Annotated in this window: 24 protein-coding genes; 13 read left to right on the top strand and 11 right to left on the bottom strand. The window is 71.8% G+C overall.

All coding sequences use genetic code 11. From position 1 onward, the window contains the following. Window positions 1-3: 3 nt before the first annotated feature. A complete protein-coding gene (locus L2K70_RS02600; protein WP_236398546.1) occupies window positions 4-594 on the bottom strand; it encodes a hypothetical protein in 591 nt (196 codons plus the stop codon). Window positions 595-693: 99 nt separating this feature from the next. On the opposite strand from L2K70_RS02600, the gene L2K70_RS02595 reads away from it, so the two are divergent. Both L2K70_RS02595 and L2K70_RS02590 read left to right on the top strand, forming a co-directional pair. After that, on the top strand, window positions 694-1,704 hold the full coding sequence (locus tag L2K70_RS02595) for a GTP pyrophosphokinase (protein ID WP_303645847.1): 1,011 nt from the start codon (window positions 694-696) through the stop codon (window positions 1,702-1,704). Between the two features lie 36 nt (window positions 1,705-1,740). After that, a complete protein-coding gene (locus L2K70_RS02590) occupies window positions 1,741-2,874 on the top strand; it encodes a calcium:cation antiporter (RefSeq protein WP_236398545.1) in 1,134 nt (377 codons plus the stop codon). 61 nt (window positions 2,875-2,935) lie between these two features. On the opposite strand, the gene L2K70_RS02585 is transcribed toward L2K70_RS02590, so the two are convergent. From L2K70_RS02585 to L2K70_RS02565, 5 genes are read right to left on the bottom strand one after another with little or no spacing between them, the layout of a single operon-like run. Then, complete coding sequence (locus tag L2K70_RS02585; RefSeq protein ID WP_236398543.1) at window positions 2,936-3,745, bottom strand: ABC transporter substrate-binding protein; 810 nt, start codon at window positions 3,743-3,745, stop codon at window positions 2,936-2,938. A 7-nt stretch (window positions 3,746-3,752) separates the two neighbouring features. Next, window positions 3,753-4,349, bottom strand: a complete 597-nt coding sequence (locus L2K70_RS02580) for a GTP-binding protein (protein ID WP_236398541.1) — start codon at window positions 4,347-4,349, stop codon at window positions 3,753-3,755. Continuing rightward, on the bottom strand, window positions 4,330-4,698 hold the full coding sequence (locus L2K70_RS02575) for a DUF742 domain-containing protein (RefSeq protein WP_201939128.1): 369 nt from the start codon (window positions 4,696-4,698) through the stop codon (window positions 4,330-4,332). The genes L2K70_RS02580 and L2K70_RS02575 overlap by 20 nt, the downstream gene beginning before the upstream one ends. Window positions 4,699-4,712: 14 nt before the next feature. After that, the gene (locus tag L2K70_RS02570; protein WP_236398538.1) at window positions 4,713-5,141 is read right to left on the bottom strand and encodes a roadblock/LC7 domain-containing protein; all 429 of its coding nucleotides are present in this window, start codon (window positions 5,139-5,141) and stop codon (window positions 4,713-4,715) included. Beyond that, entirely contained in the window at window positions 5,138-8,584 is a 3,447-nt protein-coding gene (locus L2K70_RS02565) for an ATP-binding protein (RefSeq protein WP_236398536.1), read from the bottom strand. The genes L2K70_RS02570 and L2K70_RS02565 overlap by 4 nt, the downstream gene beginning before the upstream one ends. Before the next feature lie 332 nt (window positions 8,585-8,916). Here L2K70_RS02565 and L2K70_RS02560 point away from each other — a divergent pair, with 332 nt between their 5' ends. The 7 genes from L2K70_RS02560 to L2K70_RS02530 all read left to right on the top strand — a co-directional run bounded on the left by L2K70_RS02560 (window position 8,917) and on the right by L2K70_RS02530 (window position 16,446). Then, window positions 8,917-10,119 (top strand): endonuclease, encoded by a 1,203-nt coding sequence (locus tag L2K70_RS02560; protein ID WP_236398533.1) that lies wholly within the window; start codon window positions 8,917-8,919, stop codon window positions 10,117-10,119. Between the two features lie 47 nt (window positions 10,120-10,166). Continuing rightward, window positions 10,167-11,096: an acyl-ACP desaturase gene (locus L2K70_RS02555; protein WP_236398531.1), complete on the top strand. Its 930-nt coding sequence runs from the start codon at window positions 10,167-10,169 to the stop codon at window positions 11,094-11,096. Between the two features lie 108 nt (window positions 11,097-11,204). Further along, window positions 11,205-12,416, top strand: coding sequence for a PP2C family protein-serine/threonine phosphatase (locus L2K70_RS02550; protein WP_236398528.1), 1,212 nt, complete (start codon window positions 11,205-11,207; stop codon window positions 12,414-12,416). Next, on the top strand, window positions 12,413-14,416 hold the full coding sequence (locus L2K70_RS02545) for a glycosyltransferase (RefSeq protein ID WP_236398526.1): 2,004 nt from the start codon (window positions 12,413-12,415) through the stop codon (window positions 14,414-14,416). The genes L2K70_RS02550 and L2K70_RS02545 overlap by 4 nt, the downstream gene beginning before the upstream one ends. After that, entirely contained in the window at window positions 14,413-14,748 is a 336-nt protein-coding gene (locus L2K70_RS02540) for an STAS domain-containing protein (RefSeq protein WP_236398523.1), read from the top strand. Before L2K70_RS02545 ends, L2K70_RS02540 begins: the two co-directional genes overlap by 4 nt. Further along, complete coding sequence (locus tag L2K70_RS02535; RefSeq protein ID WP_236398521.1) at window positions 14,741-15,175, top strand: ATP-binding protein; 435 nt, start codon at window positions 14,741-14,743, stop codon at window positions 15,173-15,175. The genes L2K70_RS02540 and L2K70_RS02535 overlap by 8 nt, the downstream gene beginning before the upstream one ends. Further along, complete coding sequence (locus L2K70_RS02530; protein WP_236398518.1) at window positions 15,154-16,446, top strand: glycosyl hydrolase; 1,293 nt, start codon at window positions 15,154-15,156, stop codon at window positions 16,444-16,446. Before L2K70_RS02535 ends, L2K70_RS02530 begins: the two co-directional genes overlap by 22 nt. 15 nt (window positions 16,447-16,461) lie before the next feature. On the opposite strand, the gene L2K70_RS02525 is transcribed toward L2K70_RS02530, so the two are convergent. Both L2K70_RS02525 and L2K70_RS02520 read right to left on the bottom strand, forming a co-directional pair. After that, complete coding sequence (locus L2K70_RS02525; RefSeq protein WP_236398514.1) at window positions 16,462-16,674, bottom strand: hypervirulence associated TUDOR domain-containing protein; 213 nt, start codon at window positions 16,672-16,674, stop codon at window positions 16,462-16,464. A 42-nt stretch (window positions 16,675-16,716) separates the two neighbouring features. After that, complete coding sequence (locus L2K70_RS02520; RefSeq protein ID WP_236398512.1) at window positions 16,717-17,277, bottom strand: helix-turn-helix domain-containing protein; 561 nt, start codon at window positions 17,275-17,277, stop codon at window positions 16,717-16,719. 67 nt (window positions 17,278-17,344) lie between these two features. Here L2K70_RS02520 and L2K70_RS02515 point away from each other — a divergent pair, with 67 nt between their 5' ends. Further along, window positions 17,345-18,916, top strand: a complete 1,572-nt coding sequence (locus tag L2K70_RS02515; protein ID WP_236398509.1) for a bifunctional NAD(P)/FAD-dependent oxidoreductase/class I SAM-dependent methyltransferase — start codon at window positions 17,345-17,347, stop codon at window positions 18,914-18,916. Window positions 18,917-18,946: 30 nt separating this feature from the next. Then, on the top strand, window positions 18,947-19,438 hold the full coding sequence (locus L2K70_RS02510) for a TspO/MBR family protein (protein WP_236398507.1): 492 nt from the start codon (window positions 18,947-18,949) through the stop codon (window positions 19,436-19,438). Here L2K70_RS02510 and L2K70_RS02505 read toward each other — a convergent pair whose 3' ends face one another. Continuing rightward, on the bottom strand, window positions 19,439-19,939 hold the full coding sequence (locus tag L2K70_RS02505; protein WP_236398504.1) for a gluconokinase: 501 nt from the start codon (window positions 19,937-19,939) through the stop codon (window positions 19,439-19,441). Beyond that, a complete protein-coding gene (locus tag L2K70_RS02500; RefSeq protein WP_236399399.1) occupies window positions 19,936-21,303 on the bottom strand; it encodes a GntP family permease in 1,368 nt (455 codons plus the stop codon). The genes L2K70_RS02505 and L2K70_RS02500 overlap by 4 nt, the downstream gene beginning before the upstream one ends. Window positions 21,304-21,438: 135 nt before the next feature. Between L2K70_RS02500 and L2K70_RS02495 the strand changes: the two genes are divergently transcribed. Both L2K70_RS02495 and L2K70_RS02490 read left to right on the top strand, forming a co-directional pair. Next, entirely contained in the window at window positions 21,439-21,756 is a 318-nt protein-coding gene (locus tag L2K70_RS02495; RefSeq protein WP_236398501.1) for a WXG100 family type VII secretion target, read from the top strand. After that, on the top strand, window positions 21,753-22,049 hold the full coding sequence (locus tag L2K70_RS02490) for a WXG100 family type VII secretion target (RefSeq protein ID WP_236398498.1): 297 nt from the start codon (window positions 21,753-21,755) through the stop codon (window positions 22,047-22,049). The genes L2K70_RS02495 and L2K70_RS02490 overlap by 4 nt, the downstream gene beginning before the upstream one ends. Here L2K70_RS02490 and L2K70_RS02485 read toward each other — a convergent pair. Then, window positions 22,039-22,773 carry an MOSC domain-containing protein gene (locus L2K70_RS02485; protein ID WP_268930020.1) on the bottom strand — a complete coding sequence of 245 codons (735 nt, stop codon included), beginning with the start codon at window positions 22,771-22,773 and terminating at the stop codon, window positions 22,039-22,041. The genes L2K70_RS02490 and L2K70_RS02485 overlap by 11 nt on opposite strands.

Genomic DNA, 22,773 nt, shown 5'->3' with positions numbered 1-22,773 from the left:
TCCTCAGGCGTCTGGGACGGTGAAGACGACGACGTAGGTCATCGGCGCCAAGCACTGCACGGTGGCCTTGGGCAGCTTGGGCACGACCTCGAAGCCGGCCTCGCCGGCGTCGATCGCCACCGACCTCGGTGCGTCGCAGCCCACCGCCACCGTGGCGCCGTACGGCGTCGAGGCGGGCGCGAGCGCGGACTCGGCCCCGATGGCCGCGCCGAGCGCGCCTGCGAACGACGGGTCGAACTGCCCGGTGAAGTCCGAGACCGCCTGGTCGGTGTCGAGGGCGAAGGCCAGGGTCGAGGCCGAACCACCGACCTCGGTCGCGTGCACCATCGTCGCCTCGGTGACCCCGGCGGAGCCGATCACCTGCACCGTCTCGGCGGTACCCGGATCGGGTTCGGGCGTCGTCTCGCTGGGGGTCGAGGAGTCCTCGGTCGGCGTCGGCGTGCCGCTCGTCGCGTCCGGGTCGGTCGCGGTGTCACCCCCGTCGCCGGCGTCGTCGCCGCTGCAGGCGGCGAGGCCGAGGCAGAGGGCGGCGGCCAGCGCCGCGGAGGCGGCGGCTCGCGAACGGGTGCGCGTCGTGCGGGTCCGAGTGCTCATGGTGCTCATGGTCCTCCGACGATAGCGACGCCCGGCCCGCTCCCCCGTCAGGTGCGGTTCGGGGTCGTGGCGGTCGGTCGGCTCTGGCAGGCTGCGGCCATGAGCGAGGGCAGTGCTGGGGAGCGGGCCGACACCGAGCCGGTGCGCGAGGCCGTACGCGCCTACGCCGCGCTGCAGCCCCAGCTGGTCGCCGCGACCCAGGCCTACGTCGCGCTCATCCAGGTGCTGCTCGACGACGCGGGGATCGACTACCTCAGCGTCACCGGCCGGACGAAGAGCGTCGCCTCCTTCGCCGCCAAGGCGAACCGCACCGAGGACGGGCGCCCGCTCTACCCCGACCCGCTCACGCAGATCACCGACCAGGTCGGCGTCCGCGTCATCACCTACGTGCACAGCGACGTCGCCGCGGTGGCGGAGGTCCTCGACGACGAGCTCACGCTGCTCGACGACCGCGACCTGGGCGAGGAGACCGCGCGGTCGGGCCGGTTCGGCTATGCCAGCCGGCACCTCCTCGTCGAGACCCGGCCCGGGGCAGGGCTGCCGACGCTCGAGGGGCACCGCGCGAGCGTGCAGGTGCGGACCGTCCTCCAGCACGCGTGGGCGGAGTTCGAGCACGACATCCGCTACAAGGGCAACGTGCCCGAGGACGCGGCCGCGGACCTCGACCGTCGCTTCACCCTGGCCGCGGGCCTGATCGAGCTCGCCGACCGCGAGTTCGCCACGATCCGCGAGCGGATCCAGGCGGCTGCGCCCGGCAGCGCGACGGACGCGGAGGACGGCCACATCGCCGGGCAGGACCTCGCGACGTTCCTCGCCGGCCACTACAGCGACGCCGGGTGGTCGCACACCGACCACTACGACTGGATCGCGGGCCTGCTCACCGAGCTCGGCATCGACACGATCGACGACCTCGCCGGCCTGCTCACCTCGGTCGACGCCGACGCGGTGATCCGCCGCATGGGCTACCGCTACCCCGCGGGCGCCGTACGACGCCTCGACGACGCGCTCCTCGCGATCTTCGGCGAGCAGTACGTCACTCTCGAGGGCAACAGCCACCGTGTCCCACTCCTGCGGGCGCGGCTGGAGAAGCTGACCACGCCCGAGAACTGAGAGGCAGTCTCAGGGAGGGTCAATAGGGTTGGCCGTGTGAACAGGCCATCGTGGACGACCGTCGCCCCCCTGCTGGCCGTCGTGGCGCTCGTGCCCGCGTGGTTCGCCCACCCCGAGGGCGCGCTCGTGCTGGGCGCGCTGGCCGTGCTGCTCGTCGCCGCGGTCCTCGCCGCGGTGCACCACGCCGAGGTGGTCGCGCACCGGGTCGGTGAGCCGTACGGCTCCCTGGTGCTCGCGGTCGCCGTCACGATCATCGAGGTCGGCCTGATCGTCACGCTGATGGTGACCGCGGACAAGGACGCCTCCGGGCTGGCCCGCGACACCGTCTTCGCCGCGGTGATGATCACCGTCAACGGCATCGTCGGCATCTCGTTGCTGGTCGGCGCGCTCAAGCACCACCTCGCGGTCTTCAACCCCGAGGGCACCGGGGCCGCGCTGGCGACCGTCATCTCGCTCGCGGTGCTGTGCCTGGTGATCCCGTCCGTCACGACCTCCGAGCCGGGTCCGGAGTTCACCGGCGCCCAGCTGGCGTTCGCCGCCATCGCGTCCCTCGCGCTCTACGGCATGTTCGTCTTCACGCAGACCATCCGGCACCGCGACTTCTTCCTCCCGGTCACCGGTGCGCAGCACTCCCCGCTGGTGGGCGGGACGGGCGACTCCTACGAGCACGAGCCGGTCGACCTCGACGAGGACGGCCACGCCGACCCGCCGACCGGCCGCGCCGCGCTGGCCAGCCTCGGCCTGCTCGTCGTCTCGCTGGTGGCCGTCGTCGGGCTGGCCAAGATCGAGTCGCCCGCGATCGAGTCCGGGGTCGCCGCGCTCGGCTTCCCGCAGGCCGTGGTCGGCGTGGTGATCGCGCTCCTCGTGCTCGCGCCCGAGACGATCGCGGCCGTCCGGGCCGCCGCGCGCAACCGCGTGCAGGTGAGCCTCAACCTCGCCCTCGGCTCGGCGATGGCCTCCATCGGCCTCACCATCCCGGCCATCGCGATCGCGAGCATCTGGCTCGACGGCCCGCTCGAGCTCGGCCTCAACCAGCTCCAGTCCGTGCTGCTGCTGCTGACCGCGGCCGTCGCGATCCTCACCGTCGTCCCGGGACGGGCCAAGCCGCTCCAGGGCGGTGTGCACCTGGTCCTGCTGGCGTCGTTCCTCTTCCTGACGATCGCGCCGTAGCCGCCCCCGGACGCAGCACGACCCGGCAGGGGTGCCTGCCGGGTCGTGCGGGGCCGATGGGTCAGCCGAAGTACTTGTCGTAGATCTTGTCGTAGGTGCCGTCCTCGCGGAGGCCGGCGAGGATGCTGTTGATCTTGCGCAGCAGCGGGACGTTGCCGTCCTTCTTGACCGCCATGCCGTACTGCTCACCGGTGTCGAACTCCCGGGCCAGCTTGAGCTTGGGGTTGGAGGAGACGAACTCGCCGGAGACGGTGTTGTCGAGCATCGCGGCGTCGATCTCACCCGAGTCGAGCGCGGCCTGCAGGCCGGCGGCGTCGTCGTACGCCGTCACCTGGGCGGTCGCCGGCGCGAAGTCGCTCATGAACGTCTCGCCCGTGGTGTCCTTCTGCACGCCGACGCGCGCGCCACCGAGCTCGGCGAGCTCGTCGAGCCCGGAGCCGCGCGGCGTGATGAGCGCCTGCTTGGCGTCGAAGTAGGGGCTGGAGAAGTCGAGCACGCGGGCGCGCTCTCCGGTGATGGTCATCGCCGAGACCGCGACGTCGCAGGCGTCGGTGTTGAGCGACGTACCGGAGGTGATGTCGTCGAACGGCACGTCGACCACGTCGAGGTCGACCTTGAGCTTGTCGGCGACCTTCCTGGCCAGGTCGATGTCGAAGCCGACCAGCTTGCCCTTCTCCTCGTAGACGAACGGGGCGTAAGGGCTGTCGGTGCAGACGGTGAGCGCGCCCTTGAAGACCAGCGAGACCTCCGAGAGGCTCGCGGCGGACTGGCCGCTGGCGGCGCCACCGCAGGCACTGAGGGCGAGCATCAGTCCGGCGGAGGACAGCGCTGCAGCGGCAGCGCGGACGGTGCGGGGACGGTGGGATCGCATGGCTGTCTCAGTTCGCATTCACGGTGAGCTGCTCGCGCAGCCGCATCAGGGCGTATTCGGTGATCTTCACGAGCGCACCCTTGGCCTGCTCGCGGTCGCGGGCGTCGAGGCTGATGATCGGCACCTCGGCCGGCAGGGCCAGCGCGGCGGCGATCTCCTCGGCGGGGTAGCGCGGCACGCCGTCGAACTCGTTGACCGCGACGATGAACGGGATGCCCTTGGACTCGAAGTAGTCGAGCGGCGAGAACGACTCGTCGAGGCGGGCCACGTCGACCAGCACGATGGCGCCGATGGCGCCGCGGCACAGGTCGTCCCACATGAACCAGAAGCGGCGCTGGCCCGGCGTGCCGAAGAGGTAGAGGACCAGGTCCTCCGCCAGCGTCAGGCGGCCGAAGTCCATGGCGACCGTCGTGGTGGCCTTGGTGGGGACGGCGGCGAGATCGTCGACGCCCTCGGACTCGTTGGTGACGAGCGCCTCGGTGCGCAGCGGGTCGATCTCCGAGACGGCGCCGACCAGCGTCGACTTGCCGACGCCGAAGCCGCCGGCGATGACGATCTTCGTCGACGCAGCCGCGCGCTGTGCCTTAGTAGTTTCGAAGTCCACGGAGGGTCCTTTCGATGAGCTCGAGACGCTCATCTGTCGACGTGTTGTCGGTGATGGTGGCCTGGATGCGGACCAGGCCCTGCTCGATCAGGTCGCCCAGCAGCACCCGGGTGACGCCGATCGGCATCTTGGTCAGTGCCGACACCTCGGCGACGGAACGGCGGTCGCAGACCTCGAGGACCTGCGCGGCGGGATAGCTGAGCACCGGCGCCTCGACACCCGGCTGGAGACGAAGGGTCGCCTCCATGGCCAGCTCGACCTTGGTGGCCGTGCGACCTGCGGTGATGGTGTAGGAGCGGATGAGGCGGGGTCGGTAGACCTCGTCCTCAGGCTCGTGCGGCGGCGTCATGTCACTGGTCCGGCTCAGCCGCCCGTACCGACGCGGGCCTGGGCCTCGACGGTACGTCCCACGCGGTCCACCAGGAGGGCCATCTCGTAGCCGACCTGGCCGATGTCGGCCTCCTCGGTCGTGAGGACGGTGAGGTTCGAGCCGTCACCGACGCTCATGAGCATGAGGAAGCCCATCTCCATCTCGACGATGGTCTGCATCACCGCGCCGCCCTCGAAGAGGCGGGCGGCTCCGACGGCGAGGCTCGCCAGGCCGGAGGAGACGGCGGCGACCTGCTCGGCCCGCTCACCAGGGATGCTGGTGCTCGAGGCCATCAGGAGGCCGTCGGCGGAGACCAGGATGGCGTGCGCTGCGTCGGGTACGTCGTCGACGAATCGCGACATCACCCAGTCGAGGTCGCGGTCGTCGCCGGTGCTGATCTGTGCGGCGGATTCGTGCGTCATGCGGGGCCTGCTTCCGTGTGCTGAGTGGAACTTTGGGCTGCCTTGCGACCGCGGGAGACACCCGCGGTGTGGGCCTGGAGACGGCGGCGGATGGCTTCGGGGTCACGCGTGCGGCCCGCCGTGGGCGCGGACACGCTACCGGGGACGAGACGCTCGCCCGGGGCACGACGCGGCAGTCCGGTCACCGTCGACGCCGCGACCGCGGGCTCGGCCAGCGGCGGGGTGTCGACCACGGCCTGCGCCGCGATCTCCCAGCCCCGGTCGACCTCGGTCTCGTGGATCTCCTCGGCGTTCCCGGTGAGGAAGCCCGAGCGCATCGACTTGAAGATCGGCGAGTCGCCACCGGCGCGGGCCGGCTCGTGACCGTTGGACGAGTGACCGTTGAGACCGCTCCCGTTCAGGCCGCTGCCCGTGAGCGTGTGGTCCGCCAGGGCGACCGGCTCGACGAGCTGCTCGGCAGCCGGCTCCTCGACAGGCTCCTCGACGACAGGCTCCTCGACGACAGGCGGGGCCACCGGCTCCTCGACGACCGTCTCGGTGACGGGCTCCTCGACGTGGGCGACCTGGGCGACCCGGTGGTCGGGCCGGTCGTCCTCCGGGCGGTGCGTGCCGAGGCCCAGCGGGTCGTCGGCGTCGACGCGTACGTCGTCGTGCTCCGCGAGCGCGACGGGCTCGTCCGCGGGCACGGGCTCCTCGAGCTGAGCGGCGGGCTCGGGCTCGGACGCGGCGACCGGCTCGTCGACCTGCTCGTCGACCTGCTCGTCGACCTGCTCGTCGACGTGGTCCTCGGTCTGCGGGTCTGCGTCGTCGAAGGCGTCCGCGGGGAGCGGGTCCGACAGCGGGTCGTGGACCCGTACGGGCTCGGCGACCGGTGCGGCCTCGACGACCGTCTCCGCGACGGGCTCCTCGACGGGCTCCTCGACGACCACCTCGTCGGCCACCTCGTCGGCCACCTCGTCGGCCACGGAGGCGTCGACCACCGTGTCGTCGACCCGTGTGTCGTCGACGTACGTCTCGTCCGCGGCCTCCTCGACGGCGTCCTCGGCGCCGGGCTCGGCCACCTGCTCCTCGGCGCGGGCCTGCTCGGCCTGCGCACGCTGGCGGGAGGCCAGGGCGGTGATCGGGACGACGGACGCGACCTTCTGCACGCGGCTCGCGGCAGCGTCCTCCGAGCCGCCGTCGGACTCGGCGTTCTTCGGCTCGTCACGCTTGCCGAAGAGCGGGCCGGTGGCGGTCGAGGTCTCCGGCGGCAGGAAGGCGTCGGCACCCGTGCGGGGCATGTTGGCGCCGGGCTCGCGACGCGGCAGCAGGCTGTCGAGCGACGGGCGCGCGGTGTCAGCCGGCGGGGCGTCGACCGCCTGCGTGGCGACCGGCTTCTCCGGCGTCACGGGAGCAGCGTCCACCGCGGCAGGCTCCTCGACCGGTGCGGCGACGGCGGCGGGCTCCACGGGAGCGTCGTCCACCTTCGCAGCCTTCGCGGCCTTCCGGGCCTCGGCCTTCTCGACGCGGGCACGGTTGCGGGCCTCACGGCGCGACTCCTGCGGCGCGACCTCGACGGTCTCGACGATGGTCGTCGAGACGGCCTCCTCGCTGCGCGCGGCGGCACCGGCGACCGGCGCCGCGACCTGCGGCAGGTCGGGCAGAATCGAGGCCGGGAGGACCACCGTCGCCGTCATGCCGCCGCCCGGGTTGCGGGCCAGCGAGGCGTCGATGTCGTGACGCTCGGCCAGGCGCGAGACCACGAACAGGCCCATCCGACGGGCGGTGTCGGGCGTCGCCTCGGCACCGTGGGCGAGGTCGCGGTTGAGGGTCTCGAGCTCGGCCGGCGGGACGCCGAGGCCGGAGTCGGTGATGGTGATCGTGACGCCCTCGTCGCCCTGCTTGGCGGCCAGTCGCACCGGCTCACCGGGAGGCGAGTAGGTGAGCGCGTTGTCGACGAGCTCGGTGAGCAGGTGGACGACGTCGGCCGCGGCCTCGTCACCCACGCGGGTGTTGAGGTGCGAGAGGATCTGCACGCGCTGGTAGTCCTGCACCGCGGAGGTCGCGGCCTGGAGGGCCTCGCCGACCGTGAGGCTGAACTGGCCGGCGGCGCGGTTCGGGGCGTCGGCGAGGATCAGCAGCGAGTCGGCCGTGCGACGCATGCGCGAGGCGAGGTGGTCGAGGCGGAACAGCGACTCGAGGCGCTTGGGGTCCTCCTCGTCGTGCTCGAGGCGCTCGATCTGGGCCAGCTGCTGGTTGACCAGCGAGGTGGAGCGCCGCGACAGGGTCACGAACATCGCGTTGACCGTCTGGCGGAGCTGGGCCTCGCCGGAGGCGAGGTGGATGGCCTGGCGGTGGAGGTCGTCGACCGCGCGGGCGACCTGGCCGATCTCCTCGTTGGTGTCGACGTCGATCGTGGTGATCGGCTCCGGCTCCTGGCCGGCGCGGATCCGCGCGACGGCGTCGGGCAGGCGGTGGCGAGCCACCGCGAGGGCGCCCTCGCGCACCTTGTTGATCGGGCCGAGGAGGCTGCGGGCGATGTAGAACGCGATGGCGATGGCCACGGCGAGGGCGAGGAGCGTCAGTGCGGCGCCGAGGATGGCGTTGCGCTGCGCGTCGGACGCGGCCTCGTCGAGGGACGCGGTCACGCCCTTGGTGAGGGTCTGCGTGATCTCGTCGTACGGCGTGTAGGCGTCGCGGCCGTCGAGGTTCGTGGCCGAGTTGTCGCGGACCTGGCCGGCGTGCTTGGTGTTCTGCAGACGCAGGAGGGCGGTCTGGTCCTCGGCGCCGGCGACGGCACCGGCGAGACGGTCGATGGCCGCCGCCTCGACGCCGATCTCGGAGAAGAGCTCCTGCGAGGTCGACTGCTTGAGCGTGGTGGCGAGCAGGCCCTGCTGCAGCGCGAGGGACAGGCGGCCGCTCATCACCTGCGAGAGCTGCTCGAGCCGGGGCTCGGGCGTCTCCTGTGCGGCGTTCACGCTGGTGATGAGCTGGGAGACGCTCGACTCGAGCTGGCGGACCAGCGCCACCCAGGTGGCGGGGCCGAGGGTCTCGGCGCCGGTGCCGCGCATGGCCTGGCTGAGGTCGAGCAGCGCGTCGACGTGCTCGGCCTGGAGGTCGTTGAGGTCGGCGGAGTCCTTGGCCTGGGCCAGCGCCTCGCCGTTGGTGACGATGTCGTCGATGGAGTCGATCAGGTCGCCCTGGCTGGCGGCGCTGTCCGTCTGTGCGGCCACCATCGCGGACTCGGCGGAGGTCAGGTAGTCGATCGCGGGCTGGATGATGGTGACCTGCTTGGCGCTCGTCGCCGCCTGGCGGGAGTCACCGAGGTCGCTGGAGACGCGCAGGCCGCCGAGGATCGCGGCGAGCAGCAGCGGGATCGCGAGCGCCATGGCCACCTTGCGGCCGATCGGCCAGCCAGCGACCGAGCTCGTGCCCTGTCGGGGCTGGGCTGCGTCCTGAGTCATGTGTGCCTCACGTTGTCTGAGCGACGTCGACGATGAAACGCCCCGGTCGGCCGGAGCAGACTCAACTTAAAGACTCCCGCGACATTCCGTGGCGTTTTCACAGAACTGGGTGCGAAGCGGTGTAAAGGGAGTTACGGAGGTACCGATCAAGCGTGGGAGCAGTCCCACCGTCACCACCGGTCACAGCAGCCGCGTGGCGCGAGGGCCCGGAGTGACGGGTGGGACGTGCCCGTCGACCCGGCACTGGTCCAGCCCGCCCGTCCGCCCCGCCCGCCGTCGCCCCCTCTTCCGCCTCTTCCGCCGGGGGCCGACTTCGGGCAGGCTCACCGGCCATGACCCTTCATCTCGGGAAGGTCCGGTTGATCCAGCCCGCGCCTGCCCTTGTCACCTCCCTCGCCCTGTCCGTCGCCCTGTCCCTCGGCCTCGCGCTGGCCGTGCTGGTCTCCCCGCCGGGAACCGCCCCGGCTCGCGCGGCCGCCCCCCTGACCGTCAGCCAGGCCATCGGCCAGCAGGACGGCTCGTCGCAGACCGTCCGCGGCTACGTCGTCGGACAGCCGACCGCCACCAGCACCGTCGTACGCTCCGGCTTCCCCAGCGACTACGCGCTGGCCATCGCCGACTCCGCGTCGCAGACCAGCACCTCGTCGATGCTCTACGTCCAGATCCCGTCGGCGTTCCGTGCCCAGTGGGGCCTGAGGTCGAACCCGTCGCTGATGGGCAGGCAGATCGACGTCACCGGTGCTCTGTCGTCGTACTTCTCCCACCCGGGCATGACGAGCACCTCCGCGTTCGCCCTCGCCGGCGGCACCACCCCGACCGCCCCACCGCCGACCGGCGGCACGAGCCCGTGGGACTCCACCTACTACGCACCGGCGATCGGCAAGACCGGCTCGGCCCTGCGCACGTCGCTGCACGACATCATCGACGGCAACACGAAGCTGTCGTACGACGCCGTGTGGACCGCGCTCAAGGACACCGACCAGGACCCGGGCAACAGCAACAACGTCATCGAGCTCTACACCGGCCGCTCGATCGCCAAGAGCAACAGCGGCGGCAACGCCGGGCAGTGGAACCGCGAGCACGTGTTCGCCCAGTCGCGCGGCGGCTTCACCACGAACGCCGGCCCCGGCACGGACCTGCACCACCTGCGCGCCGAGGACGTCACCGTCAACGGCACCCGAGGCAACAAGGACTTCGACAACGGCGGCACGGCCGTGTCGGGCTGCACCGACTGCTGGACCGACGCCGACTCGTTCGAGCCGCGCGACGCGGTCAAGGGCGACGTGGCTCGGATGCTCTTCTACATGGCGGTGCGCTACGAGGGCGACGACGGCTTCAGCGACCTCGAGCTCAGCACGGTCTCGGGCAGCGCCGTCCCGCGGATCGGCGACCTCGACGTCCTCCTCGCCTGGAACGCCGCCGACCCTGTCGACGCCTTCGAGATGCGACGCAACGACCGGATCCACGCGCAGTGGCAGGGCAACCGCAACCCGTTCATCGACCACCCCGAGTGGGCCGCCGCGATCTGGAACTGACGCTGATCGCTCTGTTCACCGCGCCCGCGCGGGTGTAGGCAGGGTCAATGACCGCACTCGAGACCGAACAGCTGCTCACCGAGCTCGAGCCGGTGGTCGAGGAGAACCTCAACCGGCACCTCGCGACCGCGGACGAGTGGATGCCGCACGAGTACGTCCCGTGGAGCCTCGGGCGTGACTTCGCCGACCTCGGCGGCGAGCCGTGGGAGGTGGCCCAGTCCCAGCTGTCCCCGATCGCGCGGACCGCCCTCGAGGTCAACCTGCTGACCGAGGACAACCTGCCGAGCTACCACCGGGAGATCGACCGGGCCTTCGGCCGCGACAGCGCCTGGGGCACCTGGGTGAACCGTTGGACCGCCGAGGAGGGTCGGCACGCCTACTGCATCCGCGACTACCTCCTGGTCACCCGCGGCGTGGACCCCGTCGAGCTCGAGCGGGCGCGGATGGAGACGATGGAGACCGGCTACGAGGCCCTCGACAAGTCACTGCTCAACGTGTGCGCCTACGTCTCCTTCCAAGAGCTGGCCACGCGCATCTCGCACCGCAACACCGGCCGCTACACCGAGGAGCCGATCGCGGAGAAGCTGCTGAGCCGGGTGGCCAAGGACGAGAACCTCCACATGCTCTTCTACCGCAACATCGTCCAGGCGGCGCTGCAGCTGACACCCAGCCAGACGATGCGCGCGATCACCGAGGAGGTCGTCGGCTTCCAGATGCCCGGCAGCGTCATCCCCGGCTTCTCGCGCAAGGCCGTCCAGATGGCCAAGGCCGGGATCTACGACCTCCGCATCCACCACGACGACATCGTCACGCCGCTGCTGCGGCAGTGGGGCGTCTGGGACCTCGAGGACCTCGACGAGGACGGGGAGAGGGCGCGCGAGGAGCTGGCCGGCGCCGTCGCGGCCCTTGACTCCGAGGCCACCCGGTTCGTCGAGCGGCGTGCGGAGGCCGAGGCGAAGAGGGCGGCCCGCCAGTAGGTCCGCTTGACGATTCGCTGAAGGTCTGTGACCAATTCCTTGATGCGACGTTAGATTGGTGGGGGTACGGGGACCCCGGATTCCCGACCACCACTCGGAGGGACGTCGATGCTCACGGACACCAGCCGCACCGCTGCGACGGAGACCCGGCGCCAGCGTGCGATCGACGCGCTCGGGCTCGGCGTACCGGTCGAGCAGCGCCGCGACGAGCGCTTCGACCGGATCACCCGGCTCGCGACCACGGTCTTCGGCACGCCGATGGCGTCGATCACCATCCTCGACGGCACCTGCGCCTGGTTCCCCAGCAAGCAGGGCTTCGACGCGCCCCTGGTCCCCCGCGAGGAGACGTTCTGCGACCGGGCCCAGGCAGCCGACGAGGTGACGATCGTGCCGGACGCGAGCGTAGACCCCGACTTCGCCGAGCTGCCGGTCGTGCGCGACGGCGGCGTCCGTTTCTACGCCGGCGTCCCGATGCACGACCAGCTGGGCAACGTCGTCGGCACCTTCTGCCTGTTCGACGTCATGCCCCGCACCCTCGACAGCGACCAGCGGCAGACCCTGGAGGACCTCGCCGCGTGGGCCGAGCAGGAGCTCGTCGCCTCGAGCGAGATGATGCGCGCCGGCCAGGTCCAGAAGGCGATGCTCCCGGCCTCCGCCCTCGAGGCGGACGGCTGGCACGTCGAGGGTGTGTGCCTGCCTGCCCTCACGGTCGGCGGCGACCTGTTCGACTTCGCCCTCACCGACGACGTCATCCACATCGGCCTCGGTGACGTCATGGGCAAGGGCACCGGCGCAGCCCTGATCGGCGCGGGGGTCCGGGCGGCCGTCCGCAGCACCCACCCGGCCGTCGTGTCCGGCGCTGACCTCGGCTCGACGACGTACCGCGTCGCACGGACGCTGCAGGGCGACCTCGACCGCGGCGGTGCCTTCGTCACCCTCTTCCAGTGCGCCATCGACGTGGCCGACGGCACCGTGCGGTACGTCGACGCGGGCGCCGGGCTGTGCGTCGTCGCTCGCACCGACGGCACGGTCGAGCGCCTCGTCAGCAGCGACCGCCCGATCGGGATCCTCGAGGAGGACACCTGGACCGAGCACCGCACCCACCTCGCTCCCGGCGACCGGATGCTGATCTTCAGCGACGGCCTGTTCGACCTGCTCGAGGACCAGCGCGAGTGGTGGCGGGAGGTGGGCAGCCTGGTGGCCCGGCACGCCGACCCGGCCGGAGTCCTCGAGGCCGTCCGCGACCTCGCGACGGCGCTGGTGAGCCTCGACGACGTCACCGCGGTCGCGGTCTACCGCCGACCGGAGGGCGCGGCGTGAGCCAGCGTCGCCGCTACGTCATCCGCGTGGTGGCGCTGGTGACGGCGATCCTCGGGGTCAACTACGTCGCCTGGCGATGGCTCTTCTCCGTCAACTGGGACGCGTGGTGGATCGCCGTCCCCCTCGTCCTGGCCGAGACCTACAGCCTCATCGACTCGCTGCTGTTCGGGATGACCATGTGGCGGCTCAAGGGCCGCGGCGAGCCGCCGGAGCCCGAGCCGGGACTGACCGTCGACGTCTTCATCGCGACCTACAACGAGCCGCTCGACCTCGTCCTGGACACGGCGCGCGCCGCGCAGGCCATCACCTACCCGCACAGGACGTGGATCCTCGATGACGGCAACCGCGCCGAGCTCAAGGCGCGGGCGGAGGCCGAGGGCATCGGGTGGATCACCCGGTCGGCCGCGTGGGCCGGCATGCCGCGGCACGCCAAGGCGGGCAACCTCAACAACGCCCTCGAGGCCACCGACGGGGAGTTCCTGCTCATCCTCGACGCCGACATGGTGCCGAGCCCCGACATCCTGGACCGCACCCTCGGCTACTTCCGCGACGAGCGGATGGGCCTCGTGCAGACGCCGCAGTGGTTCGTCAACGTCCCCGACGACGACCCGCTCGGCAGCCAGGCCCCGCTCTTCTACGGCCCCATCCAGGAGGGCAAGGACGGCTGGAACGCCGCCTTCTTCTGCGGGTCCAACGCCGTCATCCGCCGCGAGGCGCTGATGCAGATCGGCATCGCCCGCTACGCCGACGAGGTCGAGGTCGGCGTGCACCGCGCGCTGCGGACCGCGAAGGAGGTCATCGAGCAGGCCCGCAAGGACCTCGGCCCCGGCGACGTCGACGTACGCCGCGCGCTGGACGAGATCGCGTACGACATCGCCCGCGCGCGCCGCGACCTCGACCGCGGCGAGCCGCTGTTCGACGTGACCTACCGCTTCCAGAAGCGCGTCGCCGCGACCCGGCGCACGCTGGTCGACGCCGACCTCCGCGCGCTCCACGAGGACCTGGCGATCATCGCCGGCCTCGAGCAGCTCGGGGAGGCGCCCGACATGAGCCTCGCGACGATCGACGAGACCGCGCTCCGGCAGCTCGCGGACCGCGAGTGGTCGCCGCTCGGCGCCGTCGAGACGGTCGAGGCCCTGGTCCGCTCGATCGACGTGGACCGCGGTGGCGAGGCCCAGGCGGTGATGCCGATGGCGACCATCTCGGTCACCGAGGACATGGCCACCTGCATGCGGATGCACGGCCTGGGCTGGCGCTCGGCCTACCACGACGAGATCCTCACCACCGGCCTCGCGCCCGAGGACCTGCAGACCATGCTCACCCAGCGGCTGCGGTGGGCGCAGGGCACGATGCAGGTGATGTTCCGGGAGAACCCGCTCGTGCAGAAGGGGCTCTCGATCGCCCAGCGCCTCATGTACTTCGCGACGATGTGGAGCTACCTGTCGGGCTTCGCGGCCCTGGTCTACATCGCCGCACCGATCGTCTACCTCGTCTTCGGCGTGCTGCCCGTGCAGGCGCTCAGCACCGACTTCTTCGTCCGGCTCGTGCCGTTCCTCGTGGTCAACCAGCTGCTGTTCTTCGTCGTGGCGAACGGGAGACCGACGTGGCGCGGGCAGCAGTACTCGCTGGCGCTGTTCCCGACCTGGATCCGGTCCTTCACCTCCGCCTTCGGCAACGTCTTCCTCGGTCGCTCGCTCGACTTCGCGGTCACCCCGAAGGAGAAGCGCGAGCACACCGGCTACCGCTGGGACCTGGTCCGCCCCCAGCTGATCGCGATGGGCCTGCTGGTCCTGGCGCTCGTCGTGGGTGGCGTCCGGCTCGCGCTCGGCCACGCGAGCCCGTTCGGCACGGTCTTCAACATGGTCTGGGTCGTCTTCGACCTGGTGATCTTCTCCGTCATCATCAAGGCGGTGCGCTACCGCGGCTTCGAGCCGGAGAGCGCCGAGGAGCCCGCGCCGGCCCCCGCCGTTGCCCGTCCGTCCGACCAAGGAGCAGCATGATCGAGTTCGACGTCCGCACCACCTCCGACAACATCGGCGTCGTCGTGCCGCGCGGTCGGCTCAACATGGTCGCCGCGCGTGAGCTCCGTGAGCGCCTGACGGGCCTGGTCGAGGCCGGCACCACGCGGATCGTCGTGGATCTGGCGGAGACGACGTTCCTCGACTCGTCCGCGCTGGGCGCGCTGGTGGCCGGCCTCAAGACCGCCCGCCAGGCCGGCGGCGACCTGCGCATCGCCCGGCCGACGGAGTCGGTCCTGACGGTCTTCAAGCTGACCAACCTCGACAAGGTGCTGCGGCCTCGCGACGACGTCGAGTCCGCCTTCCATGGCTGACACCGGCGTCGAGCGGGACTTCTTCGAGGTGGCCGTCGAGGAGGCGGTCATCGACCACGTGCAGGACCGCCTCGACGCCTTCCTGGACCGCGACCCCACGGTGGCGGACACCGACCGGACCCGCTTCGAGATGGCTCTCGTCGAGATCGTCGGCAACATCGTCGAGCACGCCTTCGCCGCCGACGCGGACGAGGGGGGCCGTCGGCTCTCGGTCGACCTCCGCCTCGCGCCGGACCGGATCGAGGCGACGCTGGCCGACAACGGCGTGCCGCACGAGCTCGACCTCGGGTCGGTGACCATGCCCGACACGGACGCCGTGTCGGGGCGCGGGCTCGCGCTCGCCGTCGCGGCCGTCGACGACCTGAGCTACGAGCGGGTCGACGGTCGCAACCATTGGGGGCTGCTGTGCCGTCGGGCCGGCGGCTGACCGGTCGCTGCCTGGCCGCGGTGGCGGCTGGCCTGCTCGCAGTCGGTACGACGACCGCTGCCGGCGCCGCCGACGGCGTACGACCCGAGCCGGGCCGGCCGTGGTTCGGTCCCGTGCTCGACTGGACTCGCGACCTCCCGGCCGACTACGCCGACCGGCTCGGCGAGACGCCGTCGCTCTACGGCCAGTCGGTCCACTACCCGCTGACCGCCGACGACCGTGACTACCTCGCGCAGTTCGCCGAGCTGGCCGCGACGCAGGGCGCCGTCGCGGTGCTCAGCCTGGAGCCGCAGGTCGCGCTGGACGAGCTCACCGCCGATGACGCAGAGGTCCTGGCCGACGAGCTGGCCCGGCTTGACGACAGGCTGGACACCCACGTCCTCGTGCGCTTCGCACCCGAGATGAACGGCTCGTGGGTCGTCTGGGGCCAGCAGCCGAAGGCCTACGTCGCGGCCTTCCGCCGGGTCGCCGACGCCGTGCACGACTCGCCGGCCTCCGACCACGCCGAGATGGTGTGGTCGCCCGCCTACGGGGCGGGCTACCCGTTCGGGGGTTCCTACGGCGCCGTCGAGCCTGCTGGGCGACGCGCCGCCGCGCAGCTGGACACCGACGACAACGGGGTGGTCGACGACCGCGACGACCCCTACGGCCCGTACTTCCCCGGTGACGACGCCGTCGACTGGGTGGGGCTCTCGCTCTACCACTTCGGCGCGCGGCAGGACTTCGGCGACAACGAGGTCCCGGCGGCCGGCGAGCTGGAGGCGCGGCTGCGGGAGCGGTTCGGCTACGGCACCCGCACTGCGCGACGGTCGTTCTCGGACCGCTGGGTCCGTCCGGACCGTCCGCTGCTGCTCGAGACGTCCGCGCTCTACGACACCGCCAACCCCCACGGCGCGCCGGAGCTCGGCCTCAAGCGGGCGTGGTGGCGGCAGGTCCTCGCGGCGGTCGACGACCGCCCGGCCATCGGCGCGATCAGCTGGCTCGAGGTCGAGCGCGAGGAGGCCGAGATCGACGGCAACCTCGCGGACTGGCGGGCCACGCACACGCCGGCGCTCGCCGACGGCCTGCGCGACGACCTGGCCGGCTCTTCCGTGCGGCTCGGGCCGGTGACCGGCGTCGTCGACCCTGGCGCGAACGGGACCACCGACTCGCCCGACGCAGAGGCACCGGCCGGCGGCGGCGCCTCGCCCGCCTGGTGGGCGGCGGGGACGGTCGTCCTCGGCGCGGCCTGGCTGGCCCTGCGGCTGGTGCGGCGGCGCCGTACGGCCTGAGGCCTCAGGCCTTCATCAGGCCTTTTGCACTTCGCTCTGCAGCTTGAGGACGGTGGTGCCGTCCTCCTGCTCGATGACGTAGGCCGGGTCGTCGTCGCTGCCGTGCCGGGTGATCTTCTCGCCCTTGGTCGTGCGGGAGACGTCGTCGTGGTGCACCTCGGTGACCTTGCCCTCGGCCCACGACGAGCCCCACTTCCACTTCACGTTGGTGCCGGTGCGGATCGTCATGGCCACCACCGTGCCACCCCGCCACAAGACCGGCGTCACCCTTCAGGACCGGACGTGCATCCGCTCCCCCTGGGGGCCGAAGATCGCCAGGACCTCGGCCGGGACCGGTCCAGGGTTGCCGACCCAGTGGGGCGTGCGGGTGTCGAACTCGACGACCTCGCCGGGGCCGAGCAGCAGGTCCTTGGTGCCGAGGATGAGCCGTACCCTGCCGCTCAGCACGTAGAGCCACTCGTAGCCCTCGTGGGTCTTCAGCGACGGGCCGGGGTCGTCGTCGACCGGCATGATCATCTTGAAGGACTGCAGCCCACCGGGTCGGCGGGTGAGCGAGATGAAGGTGCGCCCGTGCCGGACGACGGGCTTGGAGCGGATCCGCGGGTCGCCGGTCTCGGGGGCGTCGACGAGCTCGTCGAGGGCGACGCGGTGTGCGCGTGCCAGGGGTAGCAGCAGCTCGAGGGTCGGCTTGCGTTGCCCGGACTCGAGCCGCGACAGCGTGCTCACCGAGATGCCGGTCTCCTCCGCGAGGTCGGTCAGCGTCGCCTCCCGTTCGAGGCGGAGCTGGCGCAGCCGCGGACCGACGCCACGCAGCACCGATTCGTCGTCCATGGAGCGCAGTTTGTCATTCCAGCAAGAATGTTTGTCAATCATGCGAACCCCGTCGCATGCTCGGGTCATGGAGACGAACGAGATGTACGACGTGGTGGTGGTCGGCGGCGGCGTGGCCGGGCTGAGCGGGGCGATGGCTCTCGGCCGGTCGAGGCGGTCGGTGCTGGTCATCGACGCCGGCGAGCCGCGCAACGCCCCCGCCGGCCACGCCCACAACTACCTGGGCCGTGAGGGCGTCGACCCGCTCGAGCTGCTCGAGGTCGGCCGCGCCGAGGTGGCGTCGTACGGCGTCGAGGTGCTGGCCGACCGCGTCGTCGGCCTGTCCGGCGAGGTCGACGACTTCCTGGTCACGACCGACGGCGGCCGGCGCGTGCGGGCACGTCGGGTGCTCGTCACCGGTGGGGTCGTCGACGAGCTGCCCGACGTGCCGGGGCTGGCGGAGCGATGGGGGAAGGACGTCCTGCACTGCCCCTACTGCCACGGGTGGGAGGTGCGCGACGGCGCCATCGCCGTCCTTGCGACCACGCCGATGGCGGGCCACCAGGCGCTCCTGTTCCGCCAGCTCTCCGACGACGTGGTGGTCGTCGTGCACGACGGCGTCGAGCTGCCCGACGAGGAGATGGAGAAGCTCGGTGCGATCGGTGTCCGGTTCGCGCACGGCACGCCGCAGGAGGTCGTGGTGGACGGCGATGCGCTGGTCGGGCTGCGGCTCGCCGACGGGTCGGTCCTCGAGCGCGACGCGATCGTGGTGGCGTCGAAGCCGCACGTCCGCGCCGACTTCCTCGGGCCCATGGGCATCGAGCCGAAGCCCTTCGAGATGAACGGGACCGCGTTCGGCTCGGTGATCGAGGTCGAGCCGAACACCGGAGCGACCTCGGTGCCCGGCATCTTCGCGGCCGGCAACGCCACCGATGTCGCGATGATCCTCGTCGCCTCGGCGGCCCACGGCACCCGCGTGGGCGCGTGGATCAACGCCGAGCTCGCCTCCGCCGACGCGATGCGTGCGGTGCAGGCCCGGCGCGACGGCTTCTTCGAGCGGCCCGCCTGGGAGGAGCGCTACTCGGGTGACCGGGTGTGGAGCGGTCGGGTGAACGTCCAGCTCGCGGCGGAGGCGCCGTCGCTGACGCCCGGGCGGGCGATCGACATCGGCTGCGGGGAGGGCGGCGACGCGATCTGGCTGGCCCAGCAGGGCTGGGAGGTGACGGCGGTCGACTTCGCCGACGCCGCCCTCGCGCGGGTCTCGGAGCACGCCGCGGAGGCGGGGGTGGCCGAGCGGATCGAGACCCGCCGGGTCGACGTACGGACCTTCGACGCCGCCGGTGAGACGTGGGACCTGGTCACGTCGCACTTCTTCCACCTGCCCGACGGCCGGATGCCGGACGTCGTACGACGACTCGCTGCCGCGGTCGCGCCCGGTGGCACGCTGCTCGTGGTCGGGCACCACCCGGAAGACCTCAAGACCGGCCTGCGGCACGGGCACACGTCGTTCATGTTCACCGCCGAGGAGCTGCTGCCGGCGGTGCCGGACGGCTTCGTGATCGAGGTGTGCGAGTCGCGTCCGCGCACGCAGCTCCACCCGCACACCGGTGAGGAGATCGCGGTGGCGGACGCGGTGCTGATGGTCCGCCGCCCGGCCTGACGTCGTGGTGCGGATCGGCATGATGGAGACATGAACACGTCCCGGGACGCCTCCGTCGTGCCGCCCGCCCGCACCTGGGTGACGCTGCTGCCGTTCCTGCTGGCGGTCGTCGTGGTGGCGGGCGTCGGTGGGCTGGCCGCGGCGGGCTCGCAGGCGACGTACCGCGCGCTGGACCTGCCGCCCTACGCACCGCCGTCGTGGCTGTTCGGTCCGGTCTGGTCGGTGCTCTACCTGATGATCGGCGTGGCGGGATGGCTGCTGTGGCGTGCCGGCGGGTGGGACCGGGTGATGTGGCTGTGGGCCGTCCAGCTCGTGCTCAACCTGCTGTGGACTCCGCTGTTCTTCGCAGCCGACCTCTACACCGTCGCGCTGGTCGAGATCGTGGTGCTCCTGGCGTCGATCGCGCTGCTCATCGCCTGGTCGTGGCGGCGCTCGCGGGCCGCAGCCTGGCTGCTGGTGCCCTACCTCGCGTGGGTCTGCTTCGCGACCGCGCTCAACGCGGGCATCGTCGTCCTGAACTGATCACACCAGGTCGAGCCGCGCCAGCACCCGGTCGACGATCGCGTCAACCGGCAGCGCGATGTCGACGTCCATCCCGTCCTCGTCGTCCAGCAGCGGCTCGAGCGTGTCGAGCTGCGACTCCAGCAGGCTCGGCGGCATGAAGTGCTCGCGGGCGTTCATCCGCTCGATCAGCAGGTACTTGTCGCCGGTGCAGTGCACGAAGAAGGTGCCCTCGCCACCGCGCCGGAGCACGTCGCGGTAGACCTCCCGGAGCGCGCTGCACGTGATGATCGTCGGCTCGCCCCTCGCGTCGCGCTCCGCGGTCCACGCGGCCAGCGACTCCAACCAGCCCCAGCGGTCGGCGTCGGTGAGGGGGGTGCCCTCACTCATCTTCCGCACGTTCTCGGGCGGGTGGAAGTCGTCTCCTTCGGCCAGCTCCCAGCCCAGTCGCGCCTGCACAGCGGTCGCGACCGTCGACTTCCCCGACCCGGAGACTCCCATGAAGACGAGGTGGAGCGTCACCCGACCGCCCAGACGCCCAGGGCGAGCACGAAGATGGACAGACCGAGGGTCGTCTCCAGCACGGTCCACGTCCGCAGCGTCGTCTTCACGTCCATGCCGAAGAACCGGCCAACCAGCCAGAAGCCGGAGTCGTTGACGTGCGACAGCACGGTGGCGCCGGCGGCGATCGCGAGCACGAGGGCGACCAGCTGGAGCGAGGACGGGGCGGCGTCGGCGACCCCGGCCGAGATCAGTCCGGCGGTCGTCGTCAGCGCGACGGTGGCCGACCCCTGGGCGACGCGCAGGATCGTGGCGATCACGAAGGCCGACACGATCAGCGGCAGCCCGAGGTCGGCGAGGGAGTCGGACAGCGCTGCGCCGATGCCGCTGTAGCGCAGCACGCCTCCGAACATCCCGCCCGCGCCAGTGATCAGGATGATCGCGCAGATCGGGCCGAGCGAGTCGTTGAGCAGCGTCTCGACCTCACCGCGCGGGTAGCGCCGCACGGCCAGGGTGTACGTCGCCACGAGCAGCGCGATCAGCAGCGCGACCGGCGTCTGCCCGATGAAGATGAGCGCGTCGACCAGCCCACCCTCCTCGGCGACCGTGCCGTTGGCGCGGAGCGTGGTCAGCACCGTGTTGGCGCCGATCAGCACCAGCGGCAGCAGCAGGATGCCGAGGACGTGGCCGAAGCCGGGCGGGTCCTCGTGCTCGGCTTCGCGCCCGCCGGTGAGCACCGAGTCGTTGATCGGGACGTGCACCTTGCCGAGCCACGCGGTGGTCACGACGTAGACCCCGACGAACCACGCGACGACCGCCACGACGACGCCCACGAGCAGGGTCAGGCCGATGCTGGCGCCGAGCTCGGTCGCGGCGGTGACCGGGCCGGGGTGGGGCGGCACGATCGCGTGCATGGCGGCGAACGCACCCGCCGCAGGTAGGGCGTACATCAGGACGGAGCCGCCGAAGCGCTTGGCGACCGCGAAGATGATCGGCAGGAACACGACGAGCCCGGCGTCGAAGAAGATCGGCAGTCCGAAGAGGAGCGCCGCGACCCCGAGGGCCAGCGGGGCGCGCTTCTCGCCGAACCGGCTCACCAACGTGTCGGCGAGCACCTGGGCTCCCCCGGTCACCTCCAGCAGCCGGCCGATCATCACCCCCAGCCCGACCAGGAGCGCGACGGTGCCGAGCGTGCTGCCGAACGCGGCGATCGAGATCGTCGGGACGTCGGCGAGGGGTACGCCGGCGGCGATCGCGGTGCCGAAGCTGACGAGCACCAGCGCCACGAAGGCGTGCATGCGCAGCGCGATGATGAGGACGAGCAGGACGGCGACGGCGAGCGCTGCGATGAGCAGCAGCGTGCCGGAGCCGTAGACCGGGTCCATGGTGTCCACGAGGTGCCTCCGAGACGGGCAGGGGGTGAGTCCCGCACCACCCTAGACCGCACGACGGACGGCGGGTCCTCCACAGATCACCCGTCGGGGCTGCCGCCAAGGTCGCGCAGACGTCAGGATCGACGCATGATCCTCTCGGGCACCGTCTCCCTCCACCCGGCCGACCACGCCGCCTCCACCGCCGACCTGCGCGACCGGCTCGAGGACCTCGACGCCCGCCGCCGCCGGGCCGATCACTCGATCGAGGCAGTCCTCGCCTCGTGGCGCGGCAGTGCCGCGGACGCGTTCCGCGAGAGGTGGGAGGAGTGGAGCCGGGCCACCGCCGCCGTGGTCGACGATCTCGCCGCAGCGGCGCAGGCGCTCGACCTGGCCCGTGCCGACCTCGTCGGTGCCGACGTCGCCTCTGCCGGGGCCACGCGACGGGTCGAGGAGCGGGCGTCGTGACCTACGAGGTCGACCTCGCCGAGCTGCGCGCGACCCTGGCCGAGCTCGCCGCCTGCCAGCGCGACCTCGTCGGCATCGCCGGCGAGATCGACCGGGCGCAGGACCGGGTGCGGACGGCCTGGACCGGCCGCTCCGCCGACGCCCACGCGCTGACCCACGAGGGCTGGCGCGACCGGTGCGCCGAGATGGTCACGGCGCTCGCCGGTCTGCGATCGATCGTCACGGCCGCGGACGAGTCCTACTCGCGAGCCGTGGAGGCCAACGTCGCGATGTGGGGCCAGGTCAGCGCGTGACCGCCACCCGCCCCGGTCGGTCGACCGTGGCGTAGACGCCGAACATCGGCTCGCCGGCCTTGTTGGTCGGCCGGGCGCGCACGAGATCCTTCAGCAGTCGGGAGTCCTTCTCACCGGTCTCCGGGTGGTGGTCGATGACCGCGCACCGCGGGACCGGGCCGCCGATGCGGAGCGTGGCGTCGCCGACCTCGACCTCCCTGCCCAGCCAGGATTCCTCGACCCACGGCTCGTCCGTCTCGACCAGGAGGGTCGCGCGGAACCGCGCCGCGTCCGCACCCATCGCCTCCAGCGAGGCGGTCGTGACGATCGTGACCGGATCGCCGAACACGACCCCGCCGCGTGGCGCCCGCGCGAGACGTTCGTCGTGCCCGAGCCGACGGGAGATCAGCTCGGCATGCGGTCCCGCGGTCAGCGACAGCGCCACCTGACGGCCCCAGTAGTCGCAGGTGATCGTCTCGCCGCTGGCGGTGGCCGGTCCCTCGGCGCGCTCCCCGCTCGGCAGCGTCAGCGCGAGCTGGTCGTCGTACGGCTGCGCGGTGATGGTCATGAGCGACGGGTGCTGGACGGTCCTCAACACGCGGCGTGCCGCCGGGTCGACGACGCAGAAGGCCCGGTCGCCGACGGCGCCCAGCCGGTCGAGGTAGACGTGGTCGAGGGCGAGGTGCCGCATGCCTTTCACGGGCGAGAACCCGACGCCGCGCACCACTGCCTCCACGAGCCGCAT

This window comes from Nocardioides potassii, assembly GCF_021648885.1.
In the GTDB taxonomy this organism is placed as follows: Bacteria; Actinomycetota; Actinomycetes; order Propionibacteriales; family Nocardioidaceae; genus Nocardioides; species Nocardioides potassii.
Note: the sequence above shows the minus strand (reverse complement) of the source record. Positions and strands in the feature narration are given on the sequence as shown.

Excerpts from the sequence above, each read along its gene's own strand:
- L2K70_RS02500 (WP_236399399.1), bottom strand. The coding sequence starts at position 21,303 with ATGGACCCGGTCTACGGCTCCGGCACGCTGCTGCTCATCGCAGCGCTC.
- L2K70_RS02485 (WP_268930020.1), bottom strand. The coding sequence starts at position 22,773 with ATGCGGCTCGTGGAGGCAGTGGTGCGCGGCGTCGGGTTCTCGCCCGTG.
- L2K70_RS02535 (WP_236398521.1), top strand. The coding sequence starts at position 14,741 with ATGGCTGACACCGGCGTCGAGCGGGACTTCTTCGAGGTGGCCGTCGAG.
- L2K70_RS02520 (WP_236398512.1), bottom strand. The coding sequence starts at position 17,277 with ATGGACGACGAATCGGTGCTGCGTGGCGTCGGTCCGCGGCTGCGCCAG.
- L2K70_RS02600 (WP_236398546.1), bottom strand. The coding sequence starts at position 594 with ATGAGCACTCGGACCCGCACGACGCGCACCCGTTCGCGAGCCGCCGCC.
- L2K70_RS02565 (WP_236398536.1), bottom strand. The coding sequence starts at position 8,584 with ATGACTCAGGACGCAGCCCAGCCCCGACAGGGCACGAGCTCGGTCGCT.
- L2K70_RS02585 (WP_236398543.1), bottom strand. The coding sequence starts at position 3,745 with ATGCGATCCCACCGTCCCCGCACCGTCCGCGCTGCCGCTGCAGCGCTG.
- L2K70_RS02510 (WP_236398507.1), top strand. The coding sequence starts at position 18,947 with ATGAACACGTCCCGGGACGCCTCCGTCGTGCCGCCCGCCCGCACCTGG.
- L2K70_RS02575 (WP_201939128.1), bottom strand. The coding sequence starts at position 4,698 with ATGACGCCGCCGCACGAGCCTGAGGACGAGGTCTACCGACCCCGCCTC.
- L2K70_RS02570 (WP_236398538.1), bottom strand. The coding sequence starts at position 5,141 with ATGACGCACGAATCCGCCGCACAGATCAGCACCGGCGACGACCGCGAC.
- L2K70_RS02550 (WP_236398528.1), top strand. The coding sequence starts at position 11,205 with ATGCTCACGGACACCAGCCGCACCGCTGCGACGGAGACCCGGCGCCAG.
- L2K70_RS02525 (WP_236398514.1), bottom strand. The coding sequence starts at position 16,674 with ATGACGATCCGCACCGGCACCAACGTGAAGTGGAAGTGGGGCTCGTCG.
- L2K70_RS02595 (WP_303645847.1), top strand. The coding sequence starts at position 694 with ATGAGCGAGGGCAGTGCTGGGGAGCGGGCCGACACCGAGCCGGTGCGC.
- L2K70_RS02555 (WP_236398531.1), top strand. The coding sequence starts at position 10,167 with ATGACCGCACTCGAGACCGAACAGCTGCTCACCGAGCTCGAGCCGGTG.
- L2K70_RS02540 (WP_236398523.1), top strand. The coding sequence starts at position 14,413 with ATGATCGAGTTCGACGTCCGCACCACCTCCGACAACATCGGCGTCGTC.
- L2K70_RS02560 (WP_236398533.1), top strand. The coding sequence starts at position 8,917 with ATGACCCTTCATCTCGGGAAGGTCCGGTTGATCCAGCCCGCGCCTGCC.
- L2K70_RS02515 (WP_236398509.1), top strand. The coding sequence starts at position 17,345 with ATGGAGACGAACGAGATGTACGACGTGGTGGTGGTCGGCGGCGGCGTG.
- L2K70_RS02495 (WP_236398501.1), top strand. The coding sequence starts at position 21,439 with ATGATCCTCTCGGGCACCGTCTCCCTCCACCCGGCCGACCACGCCGCC.